Source organism: Parapedobacter koreensis, from assembly GCF_900109365.1.
GTDB classification, from domain to species: domain Bacteria; phylum Bacteroidota; class Bacteroidia; order Sphingobacteriales; family Sphingobacteriaceae; genus Parapedobacter; species Parapedobacter koreensis.
This window is the reverse complement of the sequence record NZ_FNZR01000007.1, coordinates 299,366-314,960: the sequence shown is the minus strand read 5'-3', so window position 1 is coordinate 314,960 and position 15,595 is coordinate 299,366. Positions and strand designations below refer to the sequence as shown.

Here is a 15,595-nt window from a genome sequence, read left to right as displayed (position 1 = left end):
GTTTATTCTTTTTCTGAAGCTTTGAGCCTTAATTTCAATAAGCTGAATACCCCGATGGCGGCGATGCTTAATACCACGATTTCGAACATGGTATCGAATCCCCGGAAATCGACCAAGATCACATTGACCACATTTTTGCCTTTGGCCAGCACGTATGCATTGTCGCCATAGAATTTGCTTATTGTATCGTCTATCGGCTGGTTCAGCACTTGTATGCCTATCAGGGCGATGACTGCACCGAATGCACTGGCCACCAGCCAGTCGCGTATCCGTGTGCCGCGATTGGCCAGGTTGAGGAAAGACGGCAACCGGAAGAGCACCAGCACGAACAGTACCACCGTAAGGGTATCGATGGTAAACTGCGTCATGGCGAGGTCAGGAGCACTATAGAACACAAACAAGAGGCACATGCCATAGCCGATGACGCTGGTAGCCACCACAGCGGTGAGCCGGGAGGTGGAAGTGACCGCCAGGTAAATGGCTGCAACGAGTATGCCCACGACGGCTATTTCATATATGCCGACTGGTGAAAGCTGATCCGGTATCAGCCGGATGGCTCCTCCGCTAAACAAGCGGAATGCCAGTAACAATACAGCAAAGATGATGATACGGAGTAAATACACCCGCAAGAAACCATTATGCAGTGTTCTTGTGTATCGGATAGCGAAGCGGTGCACAGCACGAGTGAGGCTGGCAATGAGGTGTTTTGGGGATAACGGATTGAAGCGTTCGATCCAAGCCAAACCATGGGCGGACGGTTTGCGTGCCAGGTAGAGGGCTACGCCCAAAGCAAGCGTGATGCCACTGAGCAGCAGCACCGTATTGAACCCGTGCCAGATTTTCAATGGCGAGTCAATCGCTTCGTTGATCATCGCGGTAGCTGCGGGATTAAGCAGGGAGGCGTCTGCTAGGGCTGGGAAGGCCCCGAAGGCAATGCCCAATATGGCCAATAGTAATGGCGGTGCCCACATCAGGGCATGGGGGAGGTGGATGGCGCTGTAACGCTCGGGCAATCGGCCGGCAAATGGTTTCAGGCCGGCAAGCAAGCCTGCATAGAGCAAAAATATATTGGTAACGACCGCGAGGCCGGTAAGGACAAGTGGCAGGATGCCATCGGTATGCAGCGTGGCTTCATACACCAGATCTTTGCCGATAAAACCAAAGGTAAAGGGCAATCCGGCGCTTGAAAGGGCAGCAAGTAAACCTGCTATAGCCAACGGAAACAAGACCTTGCGCAGACCACTGAGCTGCGTGACGTCGCGTGTGCCGGTCTCATGATCTATGACACCCGTGGTCAAAAATAGCGCTGCTTTGTACAAGGCATGCACCAAAATGAAGACCGCTGCGGCCAGCAGCGACTGTGGCGTACCGATGCCGATGAGGAATACCAGTATGCCCAGCGCCGAAATCGTCGAATAGGCCAGGATGCCTTTCAGGTCGGTGCGGAATATCGAGTGGAAGGCACCGTATAGCATGGTAATGCCGCCAATGATGATCAGTGGATAGGTCCAATAATCGGTGCCGCCCAATACCGGATAAAGCCGAGCCAGCAGGTATACCCCGGCTTTGACCATGGTGGCTGAATGCAGGTACGCCGATATGGGCGTAGGTGCTTTCATCGCCCCCGGCAGCCAGAAATGAAACGGGAACTGGGCCGACTTGGTAAAGGCGCCGACAAAGACCAACAGTAGAATCAGTCCATAGAGCGCATGGCCTTTGAGGTATTCGTTGGTCGCTATCATCTCCTGGATGGAGTAGCTGCCCGATAGGTGGCCCATCAAGATGAGGCCAGCCATGAGCAGGAAACCGCCGCCGCCCGTCACGCCGAGGGCCACCAGGGCACTTTTGCGCGAGTCGGCATTGTCATTGTTGAACCCGATGAGAAAAAACGAGCTGATGCTGGTAAGCTCCCAAAAGATAAAAAGGAGCAGCACATTGTCTGCGAGCACTACGCCCAGCATGGCTGCCATGAACAGGCTCAGGTAGGCATAAAAACGATCCAGGTAGGGATGCCCTTTGAGATAGGCCGCGGCATAAAGGAAGACCAGCGAGCCAATGCCGGTGATGAGCAGGCTGAATAGCAGTGATAGCCCGTCCAGTTGGAAGTCAAAATTGATGCCCAGCGAAGGCACCCACGGCTGATGGAAGGCGATACTCGCCCCGTCCTGGATATCCGGGATGAATGCTGCGAAATAGGTGAATAAACCAATGGGCAGCAGGGATGCCAACACGGCCAGCCTGCCTTTCAAGAACCTGCCAAAGGGGATGTACAAAAGGGAAACAATAAAACCTGCAAGGATGGCAAATAGCATCAATAACGTTTGTTTAGTTCTTGGAAAGCCACTAAAATATATAAATTTTAGCAGGAAAGGGATATAAAAGTTGAGAAAGCGTGGCCGAGGAGAAAAAGGTAATGTGTATTGAGGAAGTTTTTTTTGTTAATTCTATTTATAATGTTAATATTTGAACATCCAATTGTAAACATACAATAAAGTGGGGGAGGGACTGGTTTTTGTGGAGTTTTGTCATGTTGATTATCCCAGTCGCAATTAAATGGAAGATAATTACACCTTGTTACCTGAAGCGTTATTTAAGAAGTACTATCCGCGACTTTGCCATTTTGCTTGGCAGCTTGTGCACGATAGGGATTTGGCTGAAGACATTGTTCAGGATGCATTCATGGCTTACTTGAAAAACCATGATGCGATTGTTGAAGATGATATCGCGATAAAGAACTTTTTATACAGTTCGGTGCGGAATGCTTGTTTTAATCTTTCCCGCCATGAGAGAGTCGTGCAACGTTTTTTAGGCTATTACCGGCCGGAAGATTTTGAGGAATCACACGTGATGGCCAAAATTATCCGATCCGAAGTGATGGATGAAATTCACCGTATCATACAGGCTATGCCTGACGCTTGCCGGCAGGTTTTCCGCTTAGGCTATTTGGAAGGGCTATCCAATTTCAAGATTGCAGAAAAATTGAATATTAGCATCAATACCGTAAAGACCCAAAAACAACGGGGAATAAAAATCATCAAAAGCAAATTTAATCCGGAACTTCTTGGGCTGATTTTGCTTTTTTTTGATAAATAATTGTTTTCTTGTCATCCGATAGCCCGCTTTCGGTTTCTTAATAAATAAAACGGAAGCCAGCGGGCAAAAATCATTAAATCTTACAGCTTCCACAGCATGATGCATAGTCTCTTATGCGCAATTGCACAATAAAGACATAAATGGATTCGAAAACGTACCAAGTAGCACAATTGGTCAGTAAATACCTACAGAATAACCTTTCGGAGGACGAGATGGCGGCCCTTCAGCAATGGCTGGAAGAGTCACCGAAAAACGAAGAAGTGCTGGCTTCATTCCGTGGGCGACAATCCGTTTCGGATATGGAATTTTTGAACAGCATCGATGTTGCCGCCGGTTGGGAACGTTTGACAATGCGGAATAGAAAGAATCGGTGGAAGCGGATAGCCAAGGTTACCGGCATTGCGGCAGCAATTGCAGTGGTTGCTTTTTCGTGGGCTAGGTTTTCAACGAAAACAACCCCCGAACTGGAAACCGCTTCGAATAATCGGTATATCAATGATGTGGCACCGGGAGGAGATAGGGCGCTATTGCGGCTTTCCGATGGTCGTCTAGTGGATTTGGAGGCCTATCGTAGCGGATTGGAAGAGCGGGATGGTACACAGATTATCAACAGTGGTGGGCAGGTAACGTATGCGAAGGGAACAACAGCTACGGGAGAACTGATCTATAATACCTTGGTGGTGCCTAAGGCAGGAACATTCCAGATTACGTTATCGGACGGAACGAAAGTCTGGTTAAACGCAATGTCGGAGTTGCGTTTTCCGGTGCATTTCGGACAAGGCAGCCGGGAGGTTTTTCTACAGGGGGAAGCCTATTTTGAAGTGGCTCACGATGCTAAAAAGCCTTTTCATGTGAATGTGAATGGCAATAAAGTGGAGGTGCTGGGCACCCATTTCAACATCAATGCGTACCGGGATGTGATGTCTGCCACGTTGGTGGAAGGATCTGTGCGGGTATCGAATCCGACAGGAGAACGGGTGCTGGCACCGGGGCAGGAGGCGAAGGTAGGCGAGCAGATTACGGTACAGCCCGCAAACATTGACAAGGCCATCGCGTGGAAGCAGGGTGATTTTTATTTTAAACGTGATAATATTGATGAAATCATGGGCCAGCTATCGCGATGGTATGATGTGGAAGTGAAATATGAAAGCGCTTACCCTGCTAACAAAGGATATAGCGGCGCTATCCGGCGGGATGTGAATATCTCGCAGGTATTGGAGATGCTGAGCTATGTGAGCGGGGCGGTTTTTACGATTGAAGGGAATACCGTGACTATCGCATTTGAATAATTACAGATTATAAAACCAAACTAACTGAATAATGAAAGACAGCAATTACCATCCAACTTGACTTGATTAAGAAAAAGTCGGGAGTGTTGGCGCACTCCCTGATAAGGCTAAATCTTAAAGGTGTTTAACTAACTTATTCAATTAACCTCAATTGCATAAAAGTATGCATTACTTTTTATTTTACAAAAAATCAGGTACATCCGCTGGTTCAATCTTAAAAAAAACACTGCTAATCATGAAAATGATCTTTTTTATGATGCTGGTAATGGTGATTGGTGTCCACGCCGAAGGCAGGGCCCAAAAAATCACGCTCTCCATGAAAAATGTCAAAGTGGATCGTGTTTTTGCTGAAATAGCGAAGCAAACCAATTATCGATTTTTGTATAGCGACGATACAATCGATAAATCCGCTTCCATGGACATTGATGTCAAGGATGCAACCTTGAATGATGCATTGGACAAGATTTCCGACCAATGGCTGCTTCAATACAAAATGATGTCGGGTACCATCATGGTGGCCGAAAATAAGAAAGCAATAAGGAAGAACGTCCCTGCTGAAGCAACGACGGAACCGGTGCAGGATGACGTGACCGTCAGTGGAGTGGTGATGGATAAACAGGGCAACGTGCTGACGCAAGCATCTGTAAACGTAAAGGGCGTTGCCGGCCGGGGTACTAATACCGATGCGGCAGGCCGTTTTACCTTGACCGTACCCGTAAACTCGGTGCTGGTCGTGTCGTTTATCGGTTATGAAGCGAAAGAAGTGACCGTCACGAATAACCGGTCGATTACGGTGGTGTTGGATGAATCGTTTTCAGAGCTTGAAGAAGTGGTGGTTACGTCATTCGGTATCCAACGCGATAGGAAGACACTGGGCTACGGAGTCAGTGAGATGAAGAGCGAAGAATTGGCTAAATCGCCAACGACCGACGTCACCAATGCCTTGTCTGGAAAAGTCGCTGGTGTACAGGTCAGTGGCGCTGGTGGTGGCTTCGCAGGCTCTAACGTAACGATTCGTGGTTTTTCCACATTTACAGGAAGCAACCAACCGCTATATGTGGTGGATGGTATACCTTTGGATAATTCAGGCGGAGGCAATTCGGTGAACACGGGCGTTGTTAACTCCAGCCGGATATCGGATATCAATCCGCAGGATATCGAAAACATCAGCGTGCTTAAGGGTGCAGCAGCAACGGTGCTGTATGGCTCACGGGCCGCTTCGGGGGTCATTCTGATTACGACGAAAAAAGGAAAGCAGGGTACACGCAACCAAGTGAATGTGGGAACAAACACGGCGGTGGGTACGGTGAGCCGTTTCCCCGATTTCCAAAACGAGTATGCGCAGGGCAGTAACGGCAACTACATCAACAACGTGGCCGGATCGTGGGGGCCAAGGATAGAAGGACAAACCGTCCGGAACTGGTTTGGTGAAGACGAAGTGCTGCGTGCGTATCCCGATAATATTCGGGACATCCTGCAAAATTCGATCTCGTCCCAAAACGACCTCAGTTTTTCAGGGGCGACCGATAGATACGATTATCGCATTTCGTATGGCTATACCAAAGAGACTGGCTTGGTGCCCAATAACGAGCTGACACGGAATAACTTGTCCGTTAATGTAGGTACGCAGGTTTCGGACAAACTAAAAATCGGCACCTCATTTTCGTATACAAATAACTCATCAGACCGGACACAATCCGGTAACCAAGGCGCTAATCCGCTATGGCGGGGCATCTATGCCCCACGGAGCTACGATTTAACGAACCTACCCTATGAGGATGAAGAAGGCAACCAATTGTGGTATGCCGCAGAAGATCATCCCTATTGGTCCATAAATCACATCACGAATCGGAGAGAGGTCAATCGGTTCTATGGCAACGTAAATCTGAAGTATGACATCTTGGATTGGTTGCAAGCTGACTTGAAAGTGGGCGCGGATGTGTTCAATAGTGCGTCAAAGGGTTTCGACGACATGGGCGTGCGAAGCAATGCGAATACCAACTCAGCCGGAGCTGGAGGTTTGTCCGATCAATCGAGCACTGTTAGAAATATCAATTCATACTTTACGGTGACCGGCAATCGGAAAATCGGCGAAGACATTAACGTTTTGGCCACAGTGGGAAATGAGATCATCGCCAATTACAGTAGCAGTGTATCGGCTGTAGGATTGGGGATTGTATTACCTGGTTTTGCTAACCAACGAAACTTTTTGACTTTCAATCCATCCGGATCCATTACGGAACAACGTGCTGTTGGCGTCTTTGCGGATCTGGTAGTAGACTACAAAAACTTCCTTTCGGTAAACGTCAAGGCGCGGAATGATTTTTCCTCGACATTAGCGCCCGGCAATCGGTCAATTTTTTATCCCGCGCTGGCGATAAGCTGGGTGCCTACCGAAGCATTTCCTTCACTGAAATCGGATGTGTTGTCGTCACTCAAAATCCGGGCAAACATCGGTGAAGTGGGTAAAGGTACGGGACCTTATGATACCAACACCTATTACGGCAGGGCTAGTGCAGGCGATGGCTTGGGATCTACCGCTGTCAATTTCCCGTTTAATGGCTTAGCGGGCTATACGCTAAATAATGGTGCGGGCAACCCGCAGTTGCAACCGGAGTTTACCCGTGAAATTGAATTGGGAACGGAAGTTTCCCTGTTCAGCGGGCGGGTGTTTTTGGATGGGTCTGTGTATAGGCGTGATACCCGGAATCTGATTTTTTCCGTACCGGTTCCTTCTTCATCGGGTTTCACCAGCGTAACGACCAATGCGGGTAAATTGTCCACAAAGGGTCTTGAACTGCTGCTAAGGGTGGTGCCAATTAAAAAGGAAAATTTCAACTGGGATGCCTCATTTAACTTTACCACCTTCAAATCCATCGTCGAAGAGCTGGCTCCCGGCGTAGATAACATTTCCCTCGGTGGATTTACGTCACCGAATATTCGCTTAGTTTCCGGGGAGGAATACGGCCAAATCTGGTCTAATGCCTATCAACGGAACAATGACGGGCAAATGATCATCGGCGCCAATGGATTGCCCCGGCCAACATCGGCGGTGCAACGGGTAGGAAACCCCAATCCGAAATTCGTGCTGGGCTGGAACAACACGCTTACGTTTAAAGACTTTACCTTCTCCTTCTTGTTTGACTTCAAATATAAGGGCGACCAACTGTCGCGGACGATTGGCGATTTGCAGATCAATGGCGTTGCAGCGGAAACTGCTGAACACCCGAGGTTTAATGCCGATGGCACACCCAGTACCCCGTATATCTTTGAAGGCGTGCTGGAAGACGGTACACCGAATAATATCCCCGTCACGGCGCAACAATACTATGGCTTGCAGGGCAAATACGTGGCTTGGGAAGGCTACGTATTGGATGCTACATTCGTGAAGCTTCGTGAGGCCAACCTGTCTTACCGATTGCCGGTACGGCTCTTGGGCAACCAAAAGGTCATCAAAGCGGTTAACCTGTCGGTTTATGGGCGCAACTTATTCATGTATGCACCGAATTATCCGCACCTTGATCCTGAGCAAAACCTGCTGGGGATTAGCAATGCACGGGGATTGGAGTTTGGTATCCAACCCACAGCTCGTACCATCGGTGGTAGTATTCGTTTAACGCTCTAAATTGGAGACCAAAGATTAAAGTTAAAAGAGATGAAAAAGAAGCTATTTTATATTTTACTGACGACAAGTGTTGTGCTTTTCGGGTCATGCGAGAAGTTTCTTGATGTAAATGATGACCCCAATAATGTGACCGATGTGCAGATCACCCAGTTGTTGCCTTCGGTGACCGTCAATGTGGGTTATATGGGCGCAAGTGATTTATTCCGTTATGCGTCACTTTTGGCCCAACAATTCAGCGGCCATGGTCCGAATACCGGCTTCGGTACCTTCCGGGAATACGAACGGTATAACATCAATGACTCCGATGTAAACGGCCAGTGGGTACGGATATTCGGGACGGCATTGAGCGATGCGCAATTGCTGATTGACAAGGCTGAGGAGTCCGGTAACCCACATTATGCCGGCGTAGCTAAGTTGCTGAAAGCGTATATCTATCAAATTGTGGTGGATTCCTGGGGAGATGTCCCTTATTTCAATGCCGCGAAACATTCAGAGAATTTGTATCCTGAAGTGGACGACGATGAAGCGATATATGCCGACCTGATCCGGTTGATTGATGACGGTATTGCCAACATCAATGCCCCTACTTCCACCTTGTCGCCCAATCAATACTCGACCATCTATGCGAGCAATGACTGGCCTTCGGCCCAGGAAAAATGGGAGAAATTCGGCAATACCTTAAAACTGCGGATATTTTTGCATTACAGCGCGAAGGATGCTGCATTTGCTTCCCAGCAGATTTCCGCGTTGGTCAACAGCGGTGCGCAATTCATGGAAAGCAATGATGACAGTTTCAAAATGCCTTTTCTGGCAGAATCACAGCGCCAAAACCCGTTGTACAGCATGGAAAATGGCCAGTTCAGGAACCAATTTTATCCGAATAGGTTCCTGGTGGATTTGATGAACAGCAACGATGATCCGCGTAGGCGCGCGTATTTCGTGCCATTCCCGTATAATTCAAGCCCAGCTACCTATCGGGGAGCCAGTTTCTTGGACAACGAGCCGTCTTCGGCCTATTCACGCATCCATTCGTACGTTTACGGAAACGCTTCGCCGGTTGATCCGGCGCGGATAAACCCCAATGGCAGTTTGCAGGATGGTGCAATCACGTATGGTGGGGATGGCCCTGCCCGGCTGCTGACGTATGCTGAATATAACTTCATTCGAGCCGAGGCTGCGCTGTTATATAGTGCACCTGGTGATGCCAATGCGTTTTTTGCGGAGGGTGTCCGGGCATCCATGCTGGAAGCCGGGATGGAGCAGGCAGAAATCGACGGCTATTTGGCTGCCCATGGTACGCTCAGCGGTACCAATGAGCAACGGTTGGAGCAAATCATCAACGAAAAGTATGTGGCAAACTATGCGGTGTTGGTAGAACCATGGACGGATTACCGCAGGACGGGATACCCGAGCTTGGTGCCACACCAACAACCGGCGGCAATCTATGATGAAGTGCCGCGGCTATTGCCTTATGCACAATCCGAAATCAACAATAACCCGCACATGACGCAACGTTCGTCGTTGCTTGAGCGGGCATTTTGGGATACGAGGCAATAATTAAGGATTGCTAATACATTCAAACGCATCCCTGCATCGCAGGGATGCGATAATTTTTATTTTGCTAATCGCTTTTTAAATCAATAGACTATTATGAGAAGGACAATGTTAATGATGTTATTGCTGTCGGTGCTGCATGCCGTAGATCTAAAAGCTCAGCGGATTCCGTTGGCTGACTCAACGGTGGTGACTACGCACGAAGTGACGATCAAGGGGCAGCGCTTTGGCTATACGGCAACAACCGGAACCCAGCCTGTGTGGGATGCCGAGGGTAAACCTATCGCCGCAGTGCATTACACCTACTACGAACGGAGCGACGTAAAGGACAGGGATACGCGGCCATTGGTTATTTCCTTCAATGGCGGACCGGGATCGGGTTCTGTATGGATGCATATTGCGTATACCGGCCCCCGGCTGCTAAACATCGATGACGAAGGCTATCCCGTGCAGCCTTATGGTATTAAAGAAAACCCATATTCCATACTGGATGTGGCAGACATCGTCTTCGTGGATCCGGTCAATACCGGATATTCCCGCATCTTGGATAAAGACGCTGATCGGAAGCAGTTTTTTGGCACGAATGCGGATATTAAGTACTTGGCAGAATGGCTGAATACGTTTGTCACAAGAAAGAACAGATGGCCATCGCCCAAGTACCTTATTGGCGAAAGCTATGGGACAACGCGGGTATCCGGCTTGGCATTGGAACTGCAAAATTCGCAGTGGATGTACCTGAATGGTGTAGTGCTCGTTTCGCCGACCGACTTGGGCATCGATAGGGGTGCAGCGTTGGAGAAAGCCCTTCGTTGGCCTTATTATGCCGCGGCGGCATGGTTCCATAAAGCATTACCGGCAGACCTGCAACAAAAGGACTTGACTGACGTGCTGCCCGAGGTGGAGCAATTTACAATGAATGAGCTGATTCCGGCAATCGCCAAAGGTGGAAGCTTGCCCCAGCAGGAACGCGAACAAATTGCGGAAAAAATGTCCCGCTATTCCGGTATAGCCAAGACCGTGATTCTACAGCATAATTTTGATATCACGACCTCATTCTTCTGGAAGGAATTATTGCGGGGTCGGGGGTACAATGTTGGGCGGCTGGATTCGCGGTATTTGGGTATCGACTTTAAAGAAGGTGGCGAACGCCCGGACTATGCTGCCGAATTGACTTCTTGGTTGCACTCATTCACACCGGCCATCAATTATTACTACAAGAATCACCTGAAATACAATACGGACGTCAAATACAACATGTTTGGCCCGGTGCATCCATGGGATAGAAGCAATGACAACACGGGATTAAACTTGCGCCAGGCCATGGCACAAAATCCATACCTGCACGTGATGGTGCAATCGGGATATTATGATGGTGCATGTGATTACTTCAATGCCAAATATAACCTGTGGCAGATGGATCCTTCTGGACGATTGCTGGACAGGACGAGCTTCAAAGGATACCGCAGTGGCCACATGATGTACTTGCGGAAACAGGATTTGGAAACGGCTAATGAAGATCTCCGGGTATTTATCAAGAACTCAACGCCGGCTAAAGGTCAGCCTGCCAAGTATTAGCAATATGCTATGAGAAAAATATTGATATGCTGCTTTTTGGTATGTGCGGCCCTTTCACGCGGTGTTTGCCAGGACTTGGTCAATGATACCGATGCTGCTTTGAAGTACCTGGAAGCGCATCGCGACGAACTCAGGTCGCAGCTTAAGCAGGGAATGCGTGATTCCTATGACATCTTGGATGAAATGCTCCAAGTGGGACTATGGGATGAGGTACTGTCCCATATTCAAGCTAGCAGTGAAGTTGATGAAGCCGGGAAAGCGGTTTTGCGCGCTGAATATTGGTGGCTGAATAATGAATTCGATAAGGCTGCGGCCGAATTGGAACCGTTGAAGGCTGCGGTGCAACAATCGCCCTTGGTGGCGCGTATGGCTGCGACGTTGCTTATCGAGGCGTGGAGGTTGCCGGAAGCTGAAGCGCTGTGCAAGAAAGTACTATCCTTCCATCCCGGAGATGAACGGCTCAAGGCGGTGCTAGGCAGATCGTTGCTATTGCAAAAGAAATACGAGGAAGCACTTGCGCTGGCAAAGGAAATGCAACGGCTGAATCCCCATTCGGCCGCTGCTTATTTGCTGGAGGGCGATGTGTATTTCTGGGACCAACGACCGGCACTCGCTGAAGCGCCAATCATCAAATGTCTGGAGCTTAATCCGCTGGAGGCAAATGCCCGATTTAGCTACGGCTATGCCATATGGCGGAGGATAGACGCTACGCAACTGGATGATATGGCGGGCCAATGGGAAGTAGCCTTGGCCATCAATCCGTTGCATTTCCAGACGCACTGGCACTGGGGGAATGGCCATACGAACCTGACCTTTGCCGACTATGTGGATAAGGATGAGAAAGCGATACGATCGCGACTGGAAGCGGCCGATCAATTGGTGCGGGAAGGCAAAATCGAACAGGCGTTGGCGGTGACCCGGGAGGTAGAAAAGGAATATAAAAGCTCGGTACTGCCTGCCATGCACCGGGCTTCTATCTATTACAGTGATTTCGACCATCCGGATAGGAAGACCCGGCTGGATACTGCGCAGGCATTATTTTTGGAAATATTGGCCAAAAAAAGGCATTATGGCCCGGCTCACAATGGGCTCTCCGCGGTGATCAAATCAAAGCGGATTCCGTACTTGGCTTCGTATGATTCCATCACCACGCAGCTAAAAAATACAGCCATCAACGACTGGGATAATTTTGCGAAAGTATTTCCCGATGTGACGTATTACCCGGGTGAGATAGCCAAAGGCATGGCCTGGAACCAGTTGTACAGTTCAGTGGTCTACTTTCCGTTTCTAACGAAACAAAACAATGCCTTTGTGATCCCGCCTTTGCATATCGATCTGGCGATTGCGATGAAATCGCCGCATTTCAGGTTCAATACGACTTTTGACAATAGGCAATGGATGGATATCCGCGGTGTAGGCAGCGGAGCCGCAGACATCGGATATGTAGAACGGGGAGCATACGGCGAACGGAATGTGATATTGCATGAATATGTTCACTTGTTCCATGGCCGCGTGCTCACTGATGAGCAGAATCGGCGGATCCGGGCCTTATATTTCAATGCGATGGCGAAGGGATTGACACTGGATTACTATTCGCAGAATAATGAATCGGAATACCTGGCCCAGACGTACCCGGCCTACTTCGAACACGTGAAGGTGCACCCACTGGATTTCAAGTCCATGAATACGCACCATGATCTTATCACGAAAGATCCGGAAATGTATCGTTTTCTTGAGGAACTCACATCAAAAGAAACGGCGTACCTCAAAGGCGACAAAAGTGCCATGGCATCGAACTGGGCACAGGTGTATTTGAACCTGAGCAACCGGGCCCAGCGGGCGGATGCGGCTTTGGCCCAGCGCTACCTGGATACCGCGCTGACGTATGACAACCACTACTTGCCTGCGCTGCTTGCTTATGCGCGCCTGAAATTGTCGGCAGATGACTTTGCTGGTGCTAAAAACTATGTGCAGAAGGTCGTGGAACTGGACAGTAAATATGCGCCCGCTTATGTGGTGAAAGCCGAAATTGTGGGCGAGGAAATGGGCGATAGTGACGCCGCAATACGCGAACAGGCTACGCTTTATGGCCAAGCGGTGGATATGGAGGATGACTTCCAGATAAAAGCGCAGAATGCCATCCAACTGCGCACATTTTATCATCGGAATGGATTAATTGCAGAGGCTATCCAGGCAGCGGACCATTATGTCGTCATCGGTGCGGAGGTCTCTACGTATTTGAGGGATCGTAAGGACGATGCGCGGGCATATGCCGCGACGGAACGCGCCCGGCTGGGGATTTCGGGCCCGTTGGCGGAATTGGCGTCGTTGGTCGCTAAAAGGCCGCAGAATTATAATTTGAGGGGAGATTATGCGGATGCATTGATGGCGAATGGGCGGTATGGCGAAGCCGTGGCGACATTATTGGAGGCGCAACGGATTCTTGAGGCATCTGCAAGCGGTCGTCCGGATTTTGACTTGCGGGTAGCAGAAGCTTACGCGATGCAAGCTGATAAAGCCGATTCCTTGCAAATGTATATCGGAAAATTGCTGGCGAATGGGATAGATCCCGACCGATTGGATGAATTACATAATCAACGCTTGGTGCGCCTGCTGACTAAAGGAGGTAAGGGGCAGGAGGCGGAAGAATTGTTCCATAAACTTCCCCAAGATGGAGACCGCTTTTACCGGTCTTCGCATGCATTGTCCGCAGCACTATTGGCTGCGCAGAGGGGTGACCTCAAACAGGCTACTTCCTTATTCGAGCAGGCTATTCAGGACAACCGCTACCAAGTACAGGCTTATTATTTGTTGAAAAACTTGTACCAGGGTGATGATGCAAAAATCGACCGCTTAGAAGAGACTTTCGAAGGCCTAAAAGCGCTCGTGGCAAAAAAATAATGCTCCATGTCGGCCAAAGCACGGTAGCAGCAGACCGGCTTTGGCTGCATGAGGGCATTTATTTGGAATGTATCTTTCTATAATTTGGAAAATACAATTACTATTCCAATATTTGGCTACCCAATTAAAGCCAATATCAAATTCGAGCTGGGAAAACGTTGATTAAACCCCGGATTTTTTGCGTTGGTTGCTATTTTTTTTTCTTGTGAATAAAAAATAGCTTTCTTGTCACCCCAATTCGTGCGTTTCGTTTCTTTATAGTAACTAACTGGTATTAATGTCGTGACAGACAGCTTACCTAAAGATACCACAGGAAAGGAATGAGGCCAAATCAATACCATATCGCCGAATTGATCAGCAAATACCTACGGAATCAACTTTCGGAAGAGGGCCAGGTAATATTACAACACTGGTTGGAGGAGCATGAAGACAACCGGCGGCTGCTGGAGTCATTCCGGAATATGGAGCAAGTACAACAGGATATTGATTTCATCAGGGGAATAGACGCGGAGGTTGCGTGGTCCAAAATGCGTAGGCAAAGCCATGGGCTGAGATGGAAACGCATAATGCACGCCATGCGCTACGTCGGGTATGCAGCGACCATCACGATCGTCTTGTGGATATGGTTTTCACGGCCGCAGGATACGGTCGCCAAACCGAACCGGACTGAAGTGGGCAATATCTTTTACAATGACGTGAAGCCGGGAGGTAATAAAGCGCAATTGATTTTATCCGATGGCCGGACCGTGGATCTACGGGCGTATGCGGATAAGCTGCAAGAACAAGATGGTACCGAAATTGTCGGAAGCGAGGGTTCGTTGACTTATGCGGCCAAGGCCATGGACAATGGGGATCTGATTTACAATACCTTGTTGATTCCGAAGGCAGGTACTTATCACCTTACCTTGTCTGACGGCACTAAAGTATGGTTGAATGCCATGTCGGAATTGACATTTCCCGTGCATTTCGGCCATAAGGAGCGGACTGTACAATTGAAAGGCGAGGCGTATTTTGAAGTTGCCCCTGATGCCACCAAGCCATTCTTGGTAGAGGTAGGTGGCGCACAGGTGCACGTATTGGGGACGCATTTTAACATCAACGCATACGCACAGGTAGCTGCCACGTTATTGGAAGGAGCTATCACGATATCCAACAAAGGGAAGGTGCAATCGCTGAAACCGGGAGAGGAGGCGCAGGTAGGGCATGACATCACACTGCAGCCGGCTAACATTGAGAAAGCCATCGCCTGGAAAAACGGTGATTTTTACTTTAAAAGCGATGACATCAAGGAGATCATGGCGCAATTGTCCAGGTGGTATGACATTTCGGTAAACTTTGAAGACGAACCACCGACAGAAAGGTTCAACGGAAATATCCAACGTTCGTCCAATTTATCGGAAGTGCTTGATATGCTGTCTTATGCAAGCGGTGCTACCTTTGAAGTGAGTGGCCAGCAGGTCTCCGTACGATTTTTAACTAATCCATTGATAACGTAAAAACCAACAAGATGAAAACAACACCAACGTCGAACTAAAGAGCCTCGTAAAAAGAAAAAGCG

The 15,595-nt window shown here is 48.9% G+C and carries 8 protein-coding genes; 7 read left to right on the top strand and 1 reads right to left on the bottom strand.

Translation table 11 applies throughout. The features are described from left to right. Positions 1-2 precede the first annotated feature (2 nt). Positions 3-2,312: a putative monovalent cation/H+ antiporter subunit A gene (locus BMW65_RS17420; RefSeq protein WP_090607285.1), complete on the bottom strand. Its 2,310-nt coding sequence runs from the start codon at positions 2,310-2,312 to the stop codon at positions 3-5. Between the two features lie 241 nt (positions 2,313-2,553). Here BMW65_RS17420 and BMW65_RS17415 point away from each other — a divergent pair, with 241 nt between their 5' ends. From BMW65_RS17415 to BMW65_RS17385, 7 genes are all read left to right on the top strand, one after another. Beyond that, complete coding sequence (locus BMW65_RS17415; protein ID WP_090607284.1) at positions 2,554-3,093, top strand: RNA polymerase sigma-70 factor; 540 nt, start codon at positions 2,554-2,556, stop codon at positions 3,091-3,093. A 140-nt stretch (positions 3,094-3,233) separates the two neighbouring features. Continuing rightward, entirely contained in the window at positions 3,234-4,382 is a 1,149-nt protein-coding gene (locus tag BMW65_RS17410) for a FecR family protein (protein ID WP_090607282.1), read from the top strand. Positions 4,383-4,617: 235 nt separating this feature from the next. Beyond that, complete coding sequence (locus BMW65_RS17405; protein WP_177181188.1) at positions 4,618-8,007, top strand: SusC/RagA family TonB-linked outer membrane protein; 3,390 nt, start codon at positions 4,618-4,620, stop codon at positions 8,005-8,007. 30 nt (positions 8,008-8,037) lie between these two features. Next, entirely contained in the window at positions 8,038-9,564 is a 1,527-nt protein-coding gene (locus BMW65_RS17400; RefSeq protein ID WP_090607280.1) for a SusD/RagB family nutrient-binding outer membrane lipoprotein, read from the top strand. 93 nt (positions 9,565-9,657) lie between these two features. Beyond that, positions 9,658-11,136: a S10 family peptidase gene (locus BMW65_RS17395; RefSeq protein WP_090607279.1), complete on the top strand. Its 1,479-nt coding sequence runs from the start codon at positions 9,658-9,660 to the stop codon at positions 11,134-11,136. A gap of 9 nt (positions 11,137-11,145) precedes the next feature. Then, positions 11,146-14,037: a tetratricopeptide repeat protein gene (locus tag BMW65_RS17390; RefSeq protein ID WP_143053915.1), complete on the top strand. Its 2,892-nt coding sequence runs from the start codon at positions 11,146-11,148 to the stop codon at positions 14,035-14,037. A gap of 320 nt (positions 14,038-14,357) precedes the next feature. Next, entirely contained in the window at positions 14,358-15,533 is a 1,176-nt protein-coding gene (locus BMW65_RS17385) for a FecR family protein (protein WP_090607276.1), read from the top strand. Positions 15,534-15,595: the final 62 nt, after the last annotated feature.

What these genes read in the sequence shown, in the direction of transcription:
- BMW65_RS17420 (WP_090607285.1), bottom strand. Translation starts at nt 2,312, where the DNA reads ATGCTATTTGCCATCCTTGCAGGTTTTATTGTTTCCCTTTTGTACATC.
- BMW65_RS17415 (WP_090607284.1), top strand. Translation starts at nt 2,554, where the DNA reads ATGGAAGATAATTACACCTTGTTACCTGAAGCGTTATTTAAGAAGTAC.
- BMW65_RS17410 (WP_090607282.1), top strand. Translation starts at nt 3,234, where the DNA reads ATGGATTCGAAAACGTACCAAGTAGCACAATTGGTCAGTAAATACCTA.
- BMW65_RS17405 (WP_177181188.1), top strand. Translation starts at nt 4,618, where the DNA reads ATGAAAATGATCTTTTTTATGATGCTGGTAATGGTGATTGGTGTCCAC.
- BMW65_RS17400 (WP_090607280.1), top strand. Translation starts at nt 8,038, where the DNA reads ATGAAAAAGAAGCTATTTTATATTTTACTGACGACAAGTGTTGTGCTT.
- BMW65_RS17395 (WP_090607279.1), top strand. Translation starts at nt 9,658, where the DNA reads ATGAGAAGGACAATGTTAATGATGTTATTGCTGTCGGTGCTGCATGCC.
- BMW65_RS17390 (WP_143053915.1), top strand. Translation starts at nt 11,146, where the DNA reads ATGAGAAAAATATTGATATGCTGCTTTTTGGTATGTGCGGCCCTTTCA.
- BMW65_RS17385 (WP_090607276.1), top strand. Translation starts at nt 14,358, where the DNA reads ATGAGGCCAAATCAATACCATATCGCCGAATTGATCAGCAAATACCTA.